This is a genomic window from Kitasatospora sp. DSM 101779 (assembly GCF_025655475.1).
Lineage (GTDB): Bacteria > Actinomycetota > Actinomycetes > Streptomycetales > Streptomycetaceae > Kitasatospora.
The window spans coordinates 2,886,097-2,904,252 of sequence record NZ_JAHTIK010000001.1 but is presented as its reverse complement, the minus strand read 5'-3'; the positions used below and the strand labels follow the sequence as shown (position 1 = coordinate 2,904,252).

The following is an 18,156-nucleotide window of genomic DNA, read 5'->3' as shown; positions in this document are numbered from 1 at the left end:
GTAACCTGCGCCTAGCCTCGCAGGCAGTGAGGGATCACTTCGATCGCGCTACGGCCCGCCGTGCGCAGGATCGGTCGGAGTCGGTTCCGCGTACCACCCCCCGGTCCCCGGCAGTTCCCTCACCGCCGCACCGACACCGCGCGCAGGGACGGGGAGTGAGACCGGGATGAGGATCGCGATGGGCACCGGATCGGTCGCCTCCCTGCTGCTGACCGTCGTCCTCTGCCTCGTGCTGGCACTCACCTGGCTGATGATCCGCCGCCTGCAGGGTGCCCAGCGGCGGGCCGTCGGCGAGGCCGAGCGGGCCCGCGGCTGGGCCGAGACCCAGGCCGCCCAACTGCGCGCCGAACTCGACCGCCGCGAGGAGCGGTTGGCCGAGGAGCTGCGTCGGCTGCGCGCCCAGGAGGACGAACTCGACCGCCGCGCGAACGAGCTGGACGCCACCCGGGCCGATCTCGCCGAGCTGGAGTCCGAACGCCGCCGCGCCCTGGAGACCGCCGCCGGGCTGACGGCGGCCCGCGCCCGAGAGGAACTCACCCGAGCGGTCGAGGCCGAGGCCCGGCGGGACGCGGCCGTCACCGTCCGGGAGATCGAGCGCCGGGCGAAGACCGACGGCGACCAGCGGGCCCGCGAGATCATCGCCGGGTCGATCCAGCGGCTGGCCGCCGAGCAGACCGCCGAGACCGTGGTGGCCGCCTTCAAGCTGCCCAACGAGGACATGAAGGGTCGGGTGATCGGCCGCGAGGGCCGCAACATCCGCGCCTTCGAGGCCGTCACCGGGGTCAACCTGATCGTCGACGACACCCCCGAACTCGTCCAGCTCTCCTGCTTCGACCCCGTCCGCCGAGAGGCCGCGCGGCTGACCCTGGAGGCGCTGACCGCCGACGGCCGGATCAACCCGCTGCGGATCGAGGAGGTCCACGAGCGCAGCCGTGCCGAGGTCGAGCGGCTCTGCGTGCGGGCCGGCGAGGACGCGCTGCTCGCCGTCCAGCTCGACGGCATGGAGCCGGAGCTCGTCCGGACCCTCGGCACCCTGCGCTACCGCACCTCATACGGGCAGAACGTGCTCGGGCACCTGGTGGAGTCGGCGCACATCGCGGGCATGATGGCGGCCGAACTCGGCGTCGACCAGGACCTGGTGAAGCGCTCCGCGTTGCTGCACGACATCGGCAAGGCACTCAGCCACGAGCTGCCGGGCAGCCACGCCGCGATCGGCGCCGAGTTCGCGCGCCGGCACGGCGAGTCCGCCGAGGTGGTGCACGCGATCGAGGCGCACCACGGCGAGGTCGAGCCGAAGACGGTGGAGGCGGTGCTCACCCAGGCCGCGGACGCCTGCTCCGGCGGCCGCCCCGGTGCCCGGCGCGAGTCGCTGGAGGCCTACGTCCGGCGGCTGGAGCGGCTGGAGGAGATCGCCCGCTCGCACGACGGCGTCTCCAAGGTCTTCGCGATGCAGGCCGGGCGCGAGGTGCGGGTGATGGTCCAGCCCGAGAAGGTGGACGACCTGCGGGCCAAGACCATCGCCCGCGAGGTCGCCCGGCAGGTCCGCGAGGAGCTGACCTACCCCGGGCAGATAAGGATCACCGTGGTCCGCGAGAGCCGGGCCACCGAGTTCGCCCGCTGAGTCCCTGCCGGCCCTCTCCGACCGCGCCGGCGCGACGGTTTGTCAGCGGCGGCCGGCACCGTCCCTGGCGGCGTCCTCCCGGGCGGCCTCCGCCGCCGGCCCGTCGCTCTCCGCCGACCGCCTGCCGATGCCCGCCGCCTGCCCGGCGCGTTCCGCGGTCGCCTCCGGGCCCTCGGCCGGGCCTAGTGAGGCCGGACCGCCGCGGGCACCCTCGACGAGACTGCGCAGCTCCTCGGCCCGGCAGCCCTGGGTGGCGCCGACCAGGTGCCCGTCCGGGCGCACCAGCAGCACGGTGTGCGGCTCGGCCCCCGGGTACTCCTCGGTGACCAGCACCTCGGCCGGCACGGGCAGCGCGGCGGCCACCTCGGTGAGCCGCGGCATCATGCCGGCGCCGAGCCAGTGCCGCGACGACCAGACGGCCGTACCGGGCGCGACCAGCACCAGCAGGAAACCCAGCCCGAGCCGGGCGCGCAGCCGGTCCGGCGTGCCCTCGGTGGTGACCACCGGCAGGTCGGGCACCTGCACGCCCGGCGCGGTCGGCGGCAGGTTCTCGGTGAGCGAGGTGCCCCGGCCCGCCGCGCGCTGCTCCGGCACCCGCCCGGGCACCCCGGACGGTGCGGCCGGGTAGGCGGGGGCGCCGCCGAAGCGGCCGGTGCCGAGCTGGCCGTCCGCCAGCAGCGGGGCGTGCTTGCGGAACGAACCGGTGAAGAACGAGCGCCGGGTCTGCTGCCAGCCGCGCAGCGGCCGCAGCAGCGGCATCGCCTGGTCGACGGCGCGCAACCGGGCGCCGACGGCACTGCGCCGCTCGGCCTCGTAGCCGTCCAGCAGGGCCCCGCCGGGCTGCGGCCCGCCGGAGTGGAGGTGCCAGGCCAGGGCGAGCCGCCAGGCGAGGTTGTCGGTGTCGCGGAGCCCGTCGACGAGGTTCTGCATGCCGAGGGCGCCGTGCAGGTGGGCGGCGTCGCCGGCGAGGAAGCAGCGGCCGGAGCGGAAGCGGGCGGCGAGCCGCTGCTGGGCGGTGTGGTCGGCGGCGGCGAGCAGCTCGTACGCGGGGAGTTCGCCGCACCAGCCGGTGAGGGTGGCCCTGACCCGGGTGAGCAGGGTGTCGCCGGTGACGATGCCGGGCCAGGTGGCGTGCGGGTCGACCGGTTCGGTGGGGGCGGGCCGGCCGGGGGGCAGCCGCCAGTCGAGGCGCCACAGGCCGTCGGGCAGCGGGCGGGCGGAGGCCTCGCGGTCGCCGCGCCACGGGGGTTCGCGGTGCAGCCGGGCCTCGCCCGCGAAGGGCAGGTCGACCCGGACGGTGGCGACCGCGTGCCGGTCGACGGCGGGCCGTCCCGGGAAGCGGATCTTCAGCAGCTTGCGGACGGTGGAGCGGGCGCCGTCGCAGCCGACCAGGTGGCTGCCGCGCCACCAGGTGGAGGCGCCGTCGCGGGTACCGGCGGTGCGGACGCTGACGCCGTCCCGGTCCTGTTCGAGCTCGACGACCCGGGTGAGCGGCACCAGCTGGATCAGCGGGGTGGCGGTGACGGCGTCCCGCAGGCCGCGCTGCAGCCGGTGCTGCGCGAGGTGCAGCACCGGCTCCCCGTCGAGCGGGATGCGCAGGACCTCGGCGCGGCGGCGCCAGACGGTGAAGGCGTCCCAGCGGGCCGCGTCGGAGGAGGCCCGGGTGTAGCCGAGGCGTTCGAGCAGGGCGGTGGTGTCGGGGCCGAGGACGACCGTGCGGGGGCTCTCCGGGCACAGGCCCGCGCCCTCGTCGAGGAGGATGCTCGGCACCTCGTGCCGGGCCAGGGCCAGGGCGAGCGACAGCCCGACCGGCCCGGCCCCGACGACGATCACCGGGTCCACGCGGGGACCTCCGGGCGTGCGGGATCAGCATATGCCGCGGGGGTGGTCCCTGGTGGTGTCACGAAGAGCAATGCAACAGATCACCTGGGTTGACGTCAAGCAGCAGCAGGTGTGCGCCGGTTCGCGCCGCGTCGGCCGCGCGCCTCGAGCCACTTGGCGAGCCCGGTGAGGGCGAGGCACAGGCCGATGTAGAGCGTGCCGACGACGATCACCACGGGGATGTACGGATAGCCCGTGGAGTTGCTGGCGATCAGCTTGCCGGCGTAGAGCAGCTCGGGGTAGGTGATGACGAAGCCGAGCGAGGTGTCCTTGAGGGTGACCACCAGCTGGCCGATCATCGCCGGCAGCATCGACCGGACCGCCTGCGGCACCAGGATCAGCGTCATCACCTGGGTCTTGCCCATGCCCAGGGCGTAGGCGGCCTCGCCCTGGCCGCGGGGCAGCGCGAGGATGCCGGTGCGCATGATCTCGGCCTGGACGGCGCCGTTGTAGAGGGTGAGCCCGAGGACGAGGGCCGGCATCGGCTTCGAGGGGAAGACCGCGTGGTACAGCGCGAAGATCATGATGAGCAGCGGCATGGCGCGGAAGAACTGCACCACCGCCGAGGACACCGCGCGCACCGGGAGGTGGTCGGAGAGCCGGCCGGCGGCCAGCAGCGCGCCGAGCGCGATCGAGAGCACGCCGGCCAGCGCGAAGGCCTTGAGGGTGGCCAGCATGCCGTCGAGGATGCGCTGCTGCACGGCCGTGTACTGGAACGCGTCCCACAGCTGGGGGTCGAACTGTCCGGCGGCGTCCAGCTTGGCCCACACGTACCAGCCGAGGCCGGCGATGGCGATCAGCGACAGGATGCCGAACAGCCGGTAGCGGAACCTGGCCTTCGGGCCGGGGGTGTCGAAGAGGACGGTCGCGGTGGCGGTGCGGGTGCTCATCGGACCACCGCCAGGCGGCTCTCCAGGAAGCGGAACACCCCGCCGACGGTGAAGCTGACCAGCAGGTAGGCCAGCGCCACCCAGAAGAAGATCGCGAGGATGTCGTACCCCTTGTCGCTCAGAGTCGCCTGCACGCTGTAGAGCTCGGCGACGCTGAACGCGCCGGCGATCGCGGAGTTCCTGGGCAGGGCGATGAAGATGCTGCTCATCGGCGGCAGTACGGTGCGGGCCGCCTGGGGCAGCACGACGTGGAGGAGGGTCTGGCCGAAGGACATGCCCAGGCTGCGGGCCGCCTCGGCCTGCCCGAACGGCACCGTGTTGATGCCGGCGCGCAGCACCTCGCAGACGAACGAGCCGGTGTAGGCGCTGAGCGCGATCACCGCGAGGGTGAAGTTGTCGAAGTGCACGTCCAGTCGCGGGAGTCCGAAGACCACCGCGAAGAACAGCAGGGTCAGCGGGGTGTTGCGGAAGGTGTTCACCCACACGGTGCCGAACACCCGCAGTGCCGGGACCGGGGAGACCCGGAAGGCCGCCAGCACGGTGCCGAGCAGCAGCGCGAGCAGCGCGCTCACCGCGCTGAGCTCGATCGTCTGCAGGAAACCGTCGCGGAAGAGCGCGAAGTTGTCGCCCTCGAACAGTATGCCCACGCCGGCGGCCCTCCTCTCCTTGGTCGTTCAGCCGGTCCCGGACCGGATCAGTAGCGCTCGAGCGCCGGCACGGCCGGGGCGGCGGCACCGGACAGGCCGAGGGTCGCGTCGTACGCCTTCTTCCAGTCGCCGTTGTCCTCGTGGGCCTTCAGCGCGTTGTTGATGGCGTCCCGCAGCACCTTGTCGTCGTGGTTCAGGCCCACGCCGTACTTCTCCTTGGAGAAGGTCTTGCCGACGACCTTGAGCTTGCCGGCGTTCTTGGCGCCGAAGCCCTTGAGGATCGCGTCGTCGGTGGTGACCGCGTCGATCTCGCCGGTCAGCAGCTTGTCCACGCACTGGGCGTAGTTGTCGTACTGGACGACCTTCTTGCCCTCGCCGACGTACTTCTGGATCTGGGTCACCGAGGTGGAGCCGGTCACCGAGCAGACGTTCTTGCCCGCGACCGACTCCGGGCCGGTGATGGCGGTGTTGTCCTTCTTCACCAGCAGGTCCTGGCCCGCGATGTAGTACGGGCCGGCGAAGGAGACCGAGGCCTTGCGCTTGTCGTTGATGCTGTAGGTGCCGACGTAGTAGTCGATGCCGCCGCCGATGATCTCCGTCTCGCGGTTGGCGGAGACGATGGTCTTGAACTCGATCTGGTCGGGCGCGAAGCCGAGGTCGGCCGCGATCATCTTGGCGATCTCGATGTCGAAGCCGGTGCGGGTGTTGGCGGTGACGTCCTCGAAGCCGAGGTACGGCTGGTCCGCCTTGGCGCCGATGGTGAGCTTGCCCTTCGCCTTGGCCTTCTTCCACACCGGCGAGGCGTCCAGGTTGGCGGCCTTGTTGACGGCGTAGGTGGGCAGGGTGGGCGCGGCGGCGTCCGAGCCGGCAGGCGAGCCGTCCTTGCCGCAGGCGGCGACGGCGGTCAGCGCGAGCACCGACAGGGCGGCGGCGATGGTGCGACGAGTCCTCATGAGGTTGGCTCTCCTCGGTAGTGGCCACCGGGCGACCGGGGCGCTGGGCTGGACCTTCCGTGACTGCGGCCGGGCACCCCTTCGGGCCCGGCCGCTGTGGGTCGGCGCGCAGTGGGCGCCGCGGCGTTCAGTGACTCAGGATCTTGGACAGGAAGTCCTTGGCGCGGTCCGTCCGCGGGGCGGTGAAGAACGCGTCCGGGGTGTTCTCCTCGACGATCCGGCCGTCCGCCATGAACAGCACCCGGTCGGCGGCGGAGCGGGCGAAGCCCATCTCGTGCGTGACCACGACCATCGTCATGCCCTCGGCGGCGAGCTGGCGCATGACCTCCAGCACCTCGGTGACCATCTCCGGGTCGAGCGCGGAGGTCGGCTCGTCGAAGAGCATCACCTTGGGCCGCATCGCCAGCGCCCGGGCGATCGCCACGCGCTGCTGCTGGCCGCCGGAGAGCTGCGCCGGGTACTTGTCCGCCTGGGCGCCCACGCCGACCCGCTCCAGCAGCTCGCGGGCGGTGGCCTCGGCCTGGGCGCGCGCGATGCCGCGCACCTTCACCTGGGCCAGGACGACGTTCTCCAGCACCGTCTTGTGCGCGAACAGGTTGAAGCTCTGGAACACCATGCCGACCTCGGCGCGCAGCCGGGCCAGCTCCCTGCCCTCCTCGGGCAGCGGCCGGCCGTCGATGGTGATGGTGCCCGAGTCGATCGTCTCCAGCCGGTTGATCGTCCGGCAGAGCGTGGACTTGCCGGAGCCCGACGGGCCGATCAGCACGACCACCTCGCCCTGACGGATGCTCAGGTCGACGTCCTGGAGCACGTGGAGGGCGCCGAAGTGCTTGTTGACGCCGGACAGCACCACCAGCGGAGCGGTTGCGGCCGCGGCATCGGTGACGGCGGTCTCGGTCATCGCGCGGTAGCTCCTCGTCTCTGGCCCGGGGTCAACTCCCGCGGGTGGCAGTGCTGGTGGTGCGAAGTGGGTCGAACTGGTACGTCGAACTGGTGCCGGGGGCCGGAGCCGGCGGAGCCCGCAGCCCCCGGTGGGCCGACCATAAGAGGCCCGACGATGCCATGTCAGTCGATCTGAGCGGAACTTGAGGATCACGATCAGGCCACGCACGGCCGCCGGGGGGTCACCCTGCGCGTCCGCCGTGGGCCGGGCAGCCGCGGGTATCGGCTCGGTAACGGCCCGCGGCCGCCGCCCCCGGTGGCCGGCCGTGTGCGGTGCGATGGGCCGGGGCGCCGAGTCCGCCCCGCAGACGTCGCTGTCGCCGCCCCCGGGGCGGACGGCACAATACTCCGAACCGCGTGGCCGTACCGGTCGGGCCGCCCGCCCGGCACACTGGCCGGACAGGCCACCGCGGCAACGGGAGAAAGAGGAGGTACCGGATGCGACTGCTGCTCGTCGAGGACGACGACCGGGTCGCCGCCGCGCTCACCGCTGTCCTGGGCCGGCACGGCTTCCAGGTCAAGCACGCGCGCAGCGGGCACGAGGCGCTGGACGCCCTCGTACCCGACGGCAACGAACCGTTCCGGGTGGTGCTGCTCGACCTCGGGCTGCCCGACCGGGACGGCTTCGAGGTGTGCAGCCGGATCAGGGCCGGCAGCGGCGTCCCGGTGATCATGGTGACCGCCCGGGCCGACATCCGCTCGCGGATCCACGGCCTCAACCTCGGCGCGGACGACTACATCACCAAGCCCTACGACATGGGCGAACTGCTCGCCCGGATCCACGCGGTCTCCCGGCGCGGCCTGCCCGCGACCCCGGCCGGCACGGGCGAGCAGGCCGGCGGCCCGCTCGCCTCCCGCGGCATCGAAATCGACCGCGAGCGCCGCCGCGTCAGCGTGCACGGCCGCGACGTCCCGCTGACCCGCAAGGAGTTCGACCTGCTGGCGCTGCTCGCGCAGAGCCCCGGCGTGGTCTACCGGCGCGAGCAGATCTTCAGCGAGGTCTGGCGCAGCGGCTGGGAGGGCAACGGCCGCACCCTGGAGGTCCACATCGGCTCGCTGCGCACCAAGCTCGGCCTGCCCGGCCTCGTCGAGGCCGTCCGCGGCGTCGGCTACCGGCTGATCGCCGAGCAGCCCGCGGACGGCGCGGCCCGGGCCGACGCACCCGACACCGGTAGCGCCGACGCCGCCGGCTCGGGCACCGCGGAGCGCTGAGCCCGACGTGCAGAACCGCCTGCTCGGCATCCTGCTCTCCCTGATGGCCTGCGTGCTGGCCGCCCTCGGGCTGCCGCTCGCCGCCGCCGTCGCCGCGGCCGAGCAGAGCCGGGTGGTGGTCGACCGGATCGACGACGCCGCCCGCTTCGCCCAGGACCTGCCGACCCAGGGCCGGGCGGGCACCGACACCGCCGTCAAGGGCAGCACCGAACCCGACGCCGGGGACACCACACGACTGCGCATGCTCGCCCTGGAGGCCTCCCGCTACCACGACCTGTACGGCACCCGGGTCGGCATCTTCCAGCGGGACGGCATCGCCGTCGCCGTCGCCCCGGCCGGCTGGACGGTGCCCGAGGCGGGGCCCGGCGCACAGGCCTTCCAGGAGGCGCTGGACGGGCGGCGCAGCCACAACCCGCCGCAGGTCTGGCCGTGGACCCCGGACCGCACCATCACCGTCGCCCTGCCGGTGGTCCGCGACGGCGACGTGGTCGCCGTGGTGATCACCGAGTCGCCGACCGGGCCGATGCGGGCCCGGGTGCTGCACAGCTGGCTGTGGATCGGCGCCGGCGAGGCGCTCGCCATGATCGTCGCCGTGCTGCTCGCCCTCCGGCTGACCCGCTGGGTGCTGCGGCCCGTCCGCACCCTCGACCGGGCCACCCACGACATCGCCACCGGCCGGCTCAACGCACGGGTCGCCGCCAGCGGCGGCCCGCCGGAGCTGCGCCGCCTCGCCCGCTCCTTCAACGACATGGCCGACCACGTGGTGCTCGCCATCGACCAGCAGCGGGCCTTCGTCGCGGACGCCTCCCACCAGCTCCGCAACCCGCTGGCGGCCCTGCTGCTGCGGGTCGAACTGCTCGGTCTGGAGCTGCCCGAAGGGCACCAGGAGGAGGTCGGCGCCGTCCGCGAGGAGGGCATCCGGCTGGCTCGGGTGCTGGACGACCTGCTGGGCCTGGCCACCGCCGAGCACGCCCGCCCCGAGCCGGAGCCGGTCGACCTCACCGCGCTGGTGCTCGCCCGGGTCGACGCCTGGCGTCCGGTCGCCGACCAGCGCGGCATCGACCTGGCCTGGGACGGCCCCCCGGTGGCGTACGGCCTGGCCGACCCGATCGGCTTCGGCAGCGCACTGGACGCGGTGCTCGACAACGCCCTGAAGTTCACCCCGGCCGGCCGCCGGGTGGCCGTCGACACGGTGCTGCGCAAGCACGAGGTCAGCGTGGCGGTGACCGACTCCGGCCCCGGGCTCACCGAGGAGGAGCTCGGCCGGATCGGCGACCGCTTCTGGCGCAGCCCCCGCCACCAGAACGTGGACGGGTCGGGGCTCGGCCTGTCCATCGCCCGCACCCTGCTGCTCGCGGGCGGCGGCTCGCTGGACTTCGCGCAGGCCGAGCCCTCCGGGCTCACCGTGGTGCTGTCCGTGCCGCGCCGCCGCGACTGAGCCCCGCCCGGCGGGGCCGGTCCCTCAGGGCTTGATCGAGGTGTAGTACCGCCGGGCGCCCTCGTGCAGGGGCAGCGGGTCGGTGTAGACGGCGGTGCGCAGGTCCACCAGCTGCGCGGCGTGCACCTGCGAGCCGATGGTGTCCCGGCTGTCGATCACCGCCCGCGTCACCCCCTGCACCAGGTCGGGGTCGACGTCGTCCCGGGTGACCAGCAGGTTCGGCACCGCCACCGTCGCCACCGCGGTGCCGGCCGGCTCCGCCCTCGGGTAGGCGTCCTTGGGGATGGTCGCGGCCCGGTACGCGTCGGTGCCGCCGCCGCCCTCCTGCTGGTGCAGCGCCTCGGCGAGGTCGGCCAGCGGCACGATCCGGATCCGGTAGCGCTCCGACAGGTCGGTGAGCGCGTTGGTCGGCAGGCCGCCGGACCAGAAGAACGCGTCGATCCGGCCGTCCCGCAGCTGGTCCGCCGCGTCGCCGACGCCCAGCATCGCGGGCCGGATGTCCTTGTCGATGTTCAGGCCCGCCGCGGCGAGCAGCTTGCGGGTGACGAGGTTCACGCCGGACTTCTCCTGGCCCACCCCGACCCGCAGCCCCCGCAGGTCGGCCGTCCGTCGCACCTTCGAGTCGGCGGGCACCACCAGCTGCAGGTAGTCGTCGTACAGCCGGGCGATCGCCCGCAGCCGCCACTTGGAGGGGCTGTTGAAGCCCGCCACCGAGTCCGCGGTCGCGATCGCGAAGTCGTCCTGGCCGGCGGCCACCCGTTCCAGGTTGTCCACCGAGCCCTGCGAGTTGTCCAGGCGCATCCGCACGCCGGGCATCGCCGTCGACACGTAGCCGCGCAGCAGCTGCCCGTAGCGGTCGTACACGCCGCGCTGCACGCCGGTCGAGAAGCCGATCTCGCCCTTCGGGTAGCCGGGCGACGCGGTCGAGGAGAGCCACCAGCCGGTCAGGGCGCCCGCCACCAGCAGCAGCACCAGGCCGATCGGCACCGGCCGGCGGCGGGCGGCGCGGCGCACGGCGGAGCCGAACCGGGCGGGTATCGAGGACTGGGCCATGCAGGGATACTGCCAGGCCGGGCGGCCCTGCGGGAGGGCCGTCCCACTGCCCGTACCCTTGCTGTCGTGGGTATGGAGGAGAGCTTGCGAACTTACAAGGTCGTCACGTACGGCTGCCAGATGAACGTCCACGACTCCGAGCGGCTGTCCGGCCTGCTGGAGGAGGCGGGCTACGCGAAGGCCGCCCAGGACGCCGACCCGGACCTGGTGGTCTTCAACACCTGCGCGGTCCGCGAGAACGCCGACAACAAGCTGTACGGCAACCTGGGCCGGCTGGCCCCCGTCAAGCAGCAGCACGCGGGCATGCAGATCGCCGTCGGCGGCTGCCTCGCCCAGAAGGACCGCGACACCATCGTCCGCAAGGCGCCCTGGGTCGACGTCGTCTTCGGCACCCACAACATCGGCCACCTCCCCGCGCTGCTGGAGCGGGCCCGGGTCGAGGAGCAGGCCCAGGTCGAGATCCTCGAGTCGCTCGAGACCTTCCCCTCCACCCTGCCGACCCGCCGCGAGTCCGCGTACGCCGCCTGGGTCGCCATCTCGGTGGGCTGCAACAACACCTGCACCTTCTGCATCGTCCCGGCGCTGCGCGGCAAGGAGGAGGACCGCCGCCCCGGCGACATCCTCGCCGAGGTGGAGGCCCTGGTCGCCGAGGGCGTCGTCGAGGTCACCCTGCTCGGCCAGAACGTCAACTCGTACGGCTCCGACCTGGGCGACCGCGAGGCCTTCTCCAAGCTGCTGCGCGCCTGCGGGGAGATCGAGGGCCTGGAGCGCGTCCGCTTCACCTCGCCCCACCCGCGCGACTTCACCGACGACGTGATCGCCGCCATGGCCGAGACGCCGAACGTGATGCACCAGCTCCACATGCCGCTGCAGTCCGGCTCGGACACCGTGCTCAAGGCGATGCGCCGCTCCTACCGGCAGGCCCGCTACCTGGAGATCATCCGCAAGGTCCGCGAGGCCATGCCGGACGCCGCGATCTCCACCGACATCATCGTGGGCTTCCCCGGCGAGACCGACGAGGACTTCGAGCAGACCCTGCACGTCGTCCGCGAGGCCCGCTTCACCAACGCCTTCACCTTCCAGTACTCCAAGCGGCCCGGCACCCCGGCCGCCGAGATGGAGGACCAGATCCCGAAGGCGGTCGTCCAGGAGCGCTACGACCGGCTGATCGCCCTCCAGGAGGAGATCTCCTGGGAGGAGAACAAGAAGCAGGTCGGCCGCCGGCTGGAGATCCTCGTCGCCGAGGGCGAGGGCAAGAAGGACGACCGCACCGACCGGCTCTCCGGCCGCGCGCCCGACAACCGGCTGGTGCACTTCACCCGGCCCGCGGAGCCGGTCCGGCCCGGTGACGTGGTGACCGTCGAGATCACCTACGCGGCCCCGCACCACCTCCTCGCGGAGGGCACCCCGATCGCCGTCCGGCGCACGCGGGCCGGCGACGCCTGGGAGAAGCGGCAGGCGGCCCCCGCGGCCAAGCCGGCCGGCGTGATGCTCGGCATCCCCACCATCGGCGCCCCGGTTCCGGCGGCGGCCCCGGCGGGGCCGGGCTGCGGCTGCGACTGACGTTCCCGTCGGGCCCGTACCCGGGGGCGGGTGGGGGCGGGAGGTGCCCCCACCCGCCCCTTGGGTTCGCCGCGAGTCCTGGGCGGGCCTGCGCCGACTAGAGTGATCGGCATGCTGGTTGCCGCCGCCGTCTGTCCTTGCCCGCCGTTGATCGTCCCGGAGGTGGCGGCAGGTGCCGCACCCGAGCTGGACGGGCTGCGGGCCGCCTGTGCGGAGGCGGTGGGGGAGCTGCTCGATTCCGGGGCGGAGCTGATCGTCCTGGTCGGGACGGGCCCCAGGGCGGAGGTCTGGACGGAGGGCGGGGCCGGTTCGTTCCGCCGCTACGGGGTGGACCTCGCGGTGCGGCTGCCCGCCGCCGGGGTGTCCGGCCCCGAGCTCGCGCCCTCACTGACCGTGGGGGCCTGGCTGCTCGGCGAGGCGGGGGCCGTGCTGCCCGCGCACGCCTGCGCCGTCCGCCCGGACACCGCCCCCGACCGCCTGGCGGGCCTCGGCAAGGGCCTGGCCGACCTCGCGGACCGGGTCGGCCTGCTGGTGCTGGGCGGCGGCAGCGCCTGCCGTTCGGTGAAGGCCCCCGGCTACTGGGACGAGCGCTCCGAGGCCTATGACGCGGCGGCCGCGGCCGCCCTGGCCGCGGCCGACACCGGTGCGCTGGCCGCCCTCGACCCGCAGCTCTCGGCCGAGCTGCAGGCCGACGGACGGGCGCCCTGGCAGGTGCTGGCCGGGGCCGCGGAGGGGGCGGGCCTGCGCGGCCGACTGCTGCACGACGAGGCCCCGTACGGCGTGGGCTACTTCGTGGCCTCCTGGCGCTGAGCCCATTACCGGGGCCCGGCCCCGTCCATGCCCGGCCGGCCCGGCCGGCCCGGGCGGGTCAGGAGGTCCCGCCCGCGTCCGGCTTGGTCGCGAAGTCGTTGACCATGTGCTTCGCCTTGGCCGTACCGTGCTCGATCTTCTCGTGGTACTTGTGCTTGGTCGCCTTGTCGACGGCCTGGCCGGTCTTGTCGACGACGTCGTCGATCTTCTCCTCGTGCCGGCCGGTGAGTTCGCTCGCCTTGACCTTGAGCTCGTCGGCCTTGACCTTGAGGCTGTCCTTCAGTCCCATGGCTGGTCTCCTCGTCCGGTGGGGGAGGGCCGGACCCGACGGGCCGGCGTCCCATCTCCTCCAACGCTCGGATGTGCCCCGTTGTTCTCCGCGGCAAACCGGGCGTAATCGGACAAAACGATACGGCGGTGCGAACCCGGCCGCAGGGTTTGGGAGACTGGGCGGGTGAGCAGCTCCAGCCCCGCCCCCTCCCGCGTCGTCTCCGTCGTCGGCGCCACCGCCGCCGGCAAGTCGGACCTCGCCGTGGCCATCGCCAGGGCCCTGGGCGGCGAGGTGATCAACACCGACTCGATGCAGCTGTACCGGGGCATGGACATCGGCACCGCCAAGCTCACCGAGGAGGAGCGCGGCGGTGTCCCGCACCACCTGCTGGACATCTGGGACGTCACCGAGGCGGCCAGCGTCGCCGAGTACCAGCGGCTCGCCCGCGCCGAGATGGACCGGCTGCTCGCGGCCGGCCGCACCCCCGTCCTGGTCGGCGGCTCCGGGCTGTACGTGCGGGCCGCCGTGGACGAGATGGAGTTCCCCGGCACCGATCCGTCCGTGCGCGCCCGGTTGGAGGCCGAGCTGGCCGAAAAGGGCTCCGGCGCGCTGCACGGCCGTCTCGCCGCGGTGGACCCGGCGGCCGCCGCGGCGATCCTGACCAGCAACGGCCGGCGGATCGTCCGCGCCCTGGAGGTCATCGAGATCACCGGCCGGCCGTTCACCGCCAACCTGCCCGGCCACACCGCCGTGTACGACGCCGTGCAGATCGGCGTCCGGGTGCCCCGCCCGGAGCTGGACGAGCGGATCGAGCTGCGGGTCGACCGCATGTGGCAGGCCGGACTCCTCGACGAGGTGCGGGAGTTGGAGAAGGCCGGGCTGCGCGAGGGCCGGACGGCGTCGCGGGCGCTCGGCTACCAGCAGGTCCTGGCCCACTTCGCCGGCGAGTGCACCGAGGACGAGGCCCGCGCCGAGACCGTGCGTGCCACCCGGCGGTTCGCCCGCCGGCAGGAGTCCTGGTTCCGCCGCGACGACCGCATCCACTGGCTGGACCGCCCGGCCGGCGCCGACCCCGTCGAGCTGCTGGCGCGCTCGCTGGAGCTGATCGGCGACTGATCCCGCAGGTGCCCCGGGCGCCGCCCCGGAGTACCCTCCGGAAGCACCCGCCCGGAACGCCCCGCAAGACCCCGGAGGCCACGGGGGCGCTTTCCGGCCATGTCGTTCGTGCAGCTGCGCACGCAACGGCAGGTGCACGACGAACCGGCGGTTACGGCCCGATCACGTCATGGCCACGGATCACCCGGAGACCCCGTACGACGCACTGTCGGCAACCTTGGACATGCCATCATCGTCAGTACCAGGGGTCGGTCTGCGCGGGCCGGCTTCACCGTTCACGAGTCCGTGAACTCGTGTCGATCCGTCAGGGGAGGCCGCGTGTCGACGGGTACCGGCCCCGAAACCGAGGAGCTCAGGCAGGGCACCGACCGGGTGCTGCCCGAGCTCGTGGTGCCCACCTCCTATGCGATCGCACTGCCCGCCATCGAGGACCTCGCCGCCCCCGGCGTCGTGCACGAGCGGGAGATCCGACCGCGCCGCCGGCTGCGCTGGTGGCAGCTGCTGCCGATCGTGCTGATGGCGACCTTCGGCTCCCTGATGTTCGCCTTCCCGCTGGCCTTCTCCGGCGACGCCGCCTCCTCGATGATCGGCATGCTCGGCCTGCTGCTCACCGCGGCCTCCGGCGGCTGGGGCGCCATGGCCGCCCGACGGGCCGGCTACAAGTGGCCCGGCCTGCCTCGGCGCGGCAGCGGCGTCCGGGCCGGCTGGCGGGCGATCGCGGCCTACACCCTGATCGCGGGCGCGGCGGTGGCCCTGGCGCTCTGGCGGGTCGTCCACCTGCGCGGCTGATCAGTACCATCGGCTCCGTGAGCGCACCCACCGATTCCGGCCTCCCCTTCCTCAAGGGCCACGGCACCCAGAACGACTTCGTGATCGTCCCCGACCCGGACGGCCGCCTGGACCTCGGTCCGGCCGTGGTCGCCCGACTGTGCGACCGGCGCGCGGGCATCGGCGGCGACGGTCTGCTGCGGGTGGTGCGCTCCGCCGCCGACCCGGCCGCCGCCCACCTGGCCGGCGAGGCCGAGTGGTTCATGGACTACCGCAACTCCGACGGCTCGATCGCCGAGATGTGCGGCAACGGCGTGCGGGTCTTCGCCCACTACCTGGTGCAGGCCGGGCTGGCGAAGCCCGGTGCGCTCGCGGTCGCCACCCGGGCCGGGGTCCGGCAGGTCCGGGTCGCCGGGCCCGCCGCCGACGGCACGCCCGGCGAGGTCACCGTCGACATGGGCCGCGCGCTGCTCCCCGGCCCGGACGGCATCGAGGTCGCGGTGGACGACAGGGTCTGGCCCGCCCGCAACGTCAACATGGGCAATCCGCACGCGGTCGCCTTCGTCGACAGCCTGGACGACGCCGGGAACCTGTACACCGCGCCGCGCACCACCCCCGAGGGGGTCTACCCGGACGGCGTGAACGTCGAGTTCGTGGTCGACCGCGGCCCCGGACACGTGGCCATGCGGGTGCACGAGCGCGGCTCCGGCGAGACCCGCTCCTGCGGCACCGGCGCCTGCGCGGTGGCCGTCGCCGCCGCGCGCCGCGACGGGCTCGACCCGGCCGTCACCGGCGAGGCCGTCCGCTACACCGTGGACGTCCCCGGCGGCCGGCTGGTCATCGAGGAGTTCCCGGACGGCAGGGTGGAGATGACCGGCCCCGCCGAGATCGTCGCCTCCGGCACCCTGGACCCGGCCTGGCTGGCCGGCTCCACCGCCTGACACCCGGTTCCGGCTCGCCGACGGTCCGTCGGCTCCCCTCCGCCGGCTGTGCGGCGGGCGTCCGCGAGGTCGCCCGCCGGCCCGTCCGCGAGCTCGTGCGAGCGCGAGGTCGTTCGCGCCCGAAGGTGTCCGGCGGGCCGTCAGCTCCGGCCGGGGCGCGGTGTTTTCCCGTTTCGGTCCCGGGCAAATCCGCCCGATCGGGTGATCCTGGTCACGGACCGGGAGCATGGCGTCGCGGATCGTGCTGTCCTCGGTAGCATGGACCACCGGGTCGGGAGCCCGCTCCGGTGATCGCTGCCGGAGGTGCGGATGGCCATCGAAGCAGGACCGATCGAGACCGCTCAGCCCGGCGCCGGATCCAGGCGCCCGCTCGGCCGGCTGAGCCGCAGCGCGCTGACCCGGGCGGGCCGTGCCGCCCTGCTGGCCACCGGCCGCGCCCCCGTCCCGGACGCCATCGAGCCGATCGTGCAGGCGCACCGGCGCCACCATCCGCAGCCCGACCTCGCCCTGCTCACCCGGGCCTACCGGCTCGCCGAGGAGGGCCACCGCGGCCAGACCCGCAAGAGCGGCGAGCCGTACATCACCCACCCGCTCGCCGTCACCATGATCCTCGCCCAACTCGGCGCCGGGACGACGACGTTGGTCGCCTCGCTGCTGCACGACACCGTCGAGGACACCGAGGTGACGCTCGATCAGGTCGCCGCGGACTTCGGCCCCGAGGTCGCGTACCTGGTCGACGGCGTCACCAAGTTGGAGAAGGTGGACTTCGGCGCCGCCGCCGAGGCGGAGACCTTCCGCAAGATGCTGGTCGCCACCGGCGACGACGTCCGGGTGATGGTGATCAAGCTCGCCGACCGGCTGCACAACATGCGCACCATCCGGCACATGAAGCCCGCCAGCCGCGTACGGATCGCCAAGGTCACCCGGGACGTCCTCATCCCGCTCGCCGAGCGGCTCGGCATCCAGGTGCTCAAGACCGAGCTGGAGGACATCGTCTTCGCCACCCTCCACCCGGAGGAGTACGCCCGGACGCGCGCCGTGGTCGCCGCGCACGAGGCCCGGCCGGACGAGCTGCTGCAGCCCTTAGCCGAGACGCTCGCCCACCAGCTCGCCGAGGCCGGGGTGGCCGCCGAGGTCACCGTCCGCCCCCGGCACTGCGTCTCGGTGCACCGGGTGCTGCTCAAGCGGGCGGCCGCGGCCGGCCCGGACGGGCGGCCGCAGGCACTGCAGCCCGCCGACTTCGGCCGGCTGATGGTGGTCGTCGAGGAGAACGCGGACTGCTACGCCGTCCTCGGCGAGCTGCACACCTGCTGGACGCCGCTGCCCGGCGAGTTCAAGGACTTCGTGGCGGCCCCCAAGTTCAACCTCTACCAGTCGCTGCACACCGCGGTGCAGCTGCCCGGCGGCGAGGTGGCCGAGGTCCTGGTCCGCACCCGGCAGATGCACCGGGTGGCCGAGTTCGGCGTGGTCGCGCTCGGCGACCCGCACCAGCCCCCCGCCCAACCGGCCTCCGCCCAACCGGTCTCCGCGGGCCCGGCCGCGGCCGGCACCACGGCGGGCGGCGACGAGCTCGACCGCACCGACCCCGCGAGACCCGGCTGGCTCAGCCGGCTGCTCGCCTGGCAGCAGGAGACGCCGGACCCGGACGCCTTCTGGACGACCCTGCGGGACACCCTCTCCGACGACGGTGAGATCACCGTCGTCACCGAGGCCGGCGACACCCTCCACCTGCCGGTCGGCGCCAGCTGCGTGGACGCCGCCTACCTGCTCGGCGAGGAGACCGGCCACCGATGTATCGGCGCCCGGGTCAACGGCCGGCTCGCCACCCTCTCCACCGTGCTGCGCGACGGCGACATGGTGGCCGTGCTCACCGCCCCGACCGACGAGCCCCCGGGCCCCTCCGCCGCCTGGCTGGACCACGCCCGCACCCCCGCCGCCCGCCTCGCCGTCGAACGCTGGCTGGCCGGCCGTCCGGCCGCCGCACCGGTGGTGGAGACCGGGCCCGCGGACGGCAGACCGGTGCCCCAGCCACCGCCGCCACCCCCGGCGG

16 protein-coding genes are annotated in these 18,156 nt (G+C 73.8%); 9 read left to right on the top strand and 7 right to left on the bottom strand.

All coding sequences use genetic code 11. The features are described from left to right. Positions 1–166 precede the first annotated feature (166 nt). A complete protein-coding gene (gene rny, locus KSNIM_RS13315) occupies positions 167–1,621 on the top strand; it encodes a ribonuclease Y (protein ID WP_263103445.1) in 1,455 nt (484 codons plus the stop codon). Between the two features lie 42 nt (positions 1,622–1,663). Here rny and KSNIM_RS13310 read toward each other — a convergent pair whose 3' ends face one another. The 5 genes from KSNIM_RS13310 to KSNIM_RS13290 form a co-directional block, all read right to left on the bottom strand. Further along, the gene (locus KSNIM_RS13310; RefSeq protein ID WP_263103444.1) at positions 1,664–3,463 is read right to left on the bottom strand and encodes an FAD-dependent monooxygenase; all 1,800 of its coding nucleotides are present in this window, start codon (positions 3,461–3,463) and stop codon (positions 1,664–1,666) included. A 95-nt stretch (positions 3,464–3,558) separates the two neighbouring features. After that, positions 3,559–4,392: an amino acid ABC transporter permease gene (locus KSNIM_RS13305; protein ID WP_263103443.1), complete on the bottom strand. Its 834-nt coding sequence runs from the start codon at positions 4,390–4,392 to the stop codon at positions 3,559–3,561. After that, complete coding sequence (locus tag KSNIM_RS13300) at positions 4,389–5,039, bottom strand: amino acid ABC transporter permease (protein ID WP_263103442.1); 651 nt, start codon at positions 5,037–5,039, stop codon at positions 4,389–4,391. The genes KSNIM_RS13305 and KSNIM_RS13300 overlap by 4 nt, the downstream gene beginning before the upstream one ends. 47 nt (positions 5,040–5,086) lie before the next feature. Further along, positions 5,087–5,992: a glutamate ABC transporter substrate-binding protein gene (locus tag KSNIM_RS13295; RefSeq protein WP_263103441.1), complete on the bottom strand. Its 906-nt coding sequence runs from the start codon at positions 5,990–5,992 to the stop codon at positions 5,087–5,089. Positions 5,993–6,119: 127 nt separating this feature from the next. Further along, entirely contained in the window at positions 6,120–6,893 is a 774-nt protein-coding gene (locus KSNIM_RS13290; protein ID WP_411543706.1) for an amino acid ABC transporter ATP-binding protein, read from the bottom strand. 479 nt (positions 6,894–7,372) lie between these two features. On the opposite strand from KSNIM_RS13290, the gene KSNIM_RS13285 reads away from it, so the two are divergent. Both KSNIM_RS13285 and KSNIM_RS13280 read left to right on the top strand, forming a co-directional pair. Further along, positions 7,373–8,146 carry a response regulator transcription factor gene (locus KSNIM_RS13285; protein ID WP_263103440.1) on the top strand — a complete coding sequence of 258 codons (774 nt, stop codon included), beginning with the start codon at positions 7,373–7,375 and terminating at the stop codon, positions 8,144–8,146. A gap of 7 nt (positions 8,147–8,153) precedes the next feature. Continuing rightward, entirely contained in the window at positions 8,154–9,584 is a 1,431-nt protein-coding gene (locus tag KSNIM_RS13280) for a sensor histidine kinase (protein WP_263103439.1), read from the top strand. A gap of 24 nt (positions 9,585–9,608) precedes the next feature. Here the strand turns inward: KSNIM_RS13280 and KSNIM_RS13275 are convergent, their stop codons facing one another. Next, a complete protein-coding gene (locus KSNIM_RS13275; RefSeq protein ID WP_263103438.1) occupies positions 9,609–10,637 on the bottom strand; it encodes a TAXI family TRAP transporter solute-binding subunit in 1,029 nt (342 codons plus the stop codon). Positions 10,638–10,709: 72 nt separating this feature from the next. Between KSNIM_RS13275 and miaB the strand changes: the two genes are divergently transcribed. After that, positions 10,710–12,200 carry a tRNA (N6-isopentenyl adenosine(37)-C2)-methylthiotransferase MiaB gene (gene miaB / locus KSNIM_RS13270; RefSeq protein WP_263107942.1) on the top strand — a complete coding sequence of 497 codons (1,491 nt, stop codon included), beginning with the start codon at positions 10,710–10,712 and terminating at the stop codon, positions 12,198–12,200. A gap of 111 nt (positions 12,201–12,311) precedes the next feature. Next, positions 12,312–13,010, top strand: a complete 699-nt coding sequence (locus KSNIM_RS13265; RefSeq protein WP_263103437.1) for a class III extradiol dioxygenase subunit B-like domain-containing protein — start codon at positions 12,312–12,314, stop codon at positions 13,008–13,010. 58 nt (positions 13,011–13,068) lie between these two features. Here KSNIM_RS13265 and KSNIM_RS13260 read toward each other — a convergent pair whose 3' ends face one another. Further along, complete coding sequence (locus KSNIM_RS13260; protein ID WP_263103436.1) at positions 13,069–13,299, bottom strand: antitoxin; 231 nt, start codon at positions 13,297–13,299, stop codon at positions 13,069–13,071. Between the two features lie 165 nt (positions 13,300–13,464). On the opposite strand from KSNIM_RS13260, the gene miaA reads away from it, so the two are divergent. From miaA to KSNIM_RS13240, 4 genes are all read left to right on the top strand, one after another. Continuing rightward, the gene (miaA, locus tag KSNIM_RS13255) at positions 13,465–14,397 is read left to right on the top strand and encodes a tRNA (adenosine(37)-N6)-dimethylallyltransferase MiaA (RefSeq protein WP_263103435.1); all 933 of its coding nucleotides are present in this window, start codon (positions 13,465–13,467) and stop codon (positions 14,395–14,397) included. 318 nt (positions 14,398–14,715) lie between these two features. Beyond that, positions 14,716–15,186 (top strand): DUF1129 domain-containing protein, encoded by a 471-nt coding sequence (locus KSNIM_RS13250; RefSeq protein ID WP_263103434.1) that lies wholly within the window; start codon positions 14,716–14,718, stop codon positions 15,184–15,186. A gap of 8 nt (positions 15,187–15,194) precedes the next feature. Continuing rightward, positions 15,195–16,106, top strand: coding sequence for a diaminopimelate epimerase (dapF, locus tag KSNIM_RS13245; protein WP_411543863.1), 912 nt, complete (start codon positions 15,195–15,197; stop codon positions 16,104–16,106). Between the two features lie 309 nt (positions 16,107–16,415). Beyond that, a partial coding sequence (locus KSNIM_RS13240) for a RelA/SpoT family protein (RefSeq protein ID WP_263103432.1) occupies positions 16,416–18,156 on the top strand: 1,741 nt, incomplete at its 3' end.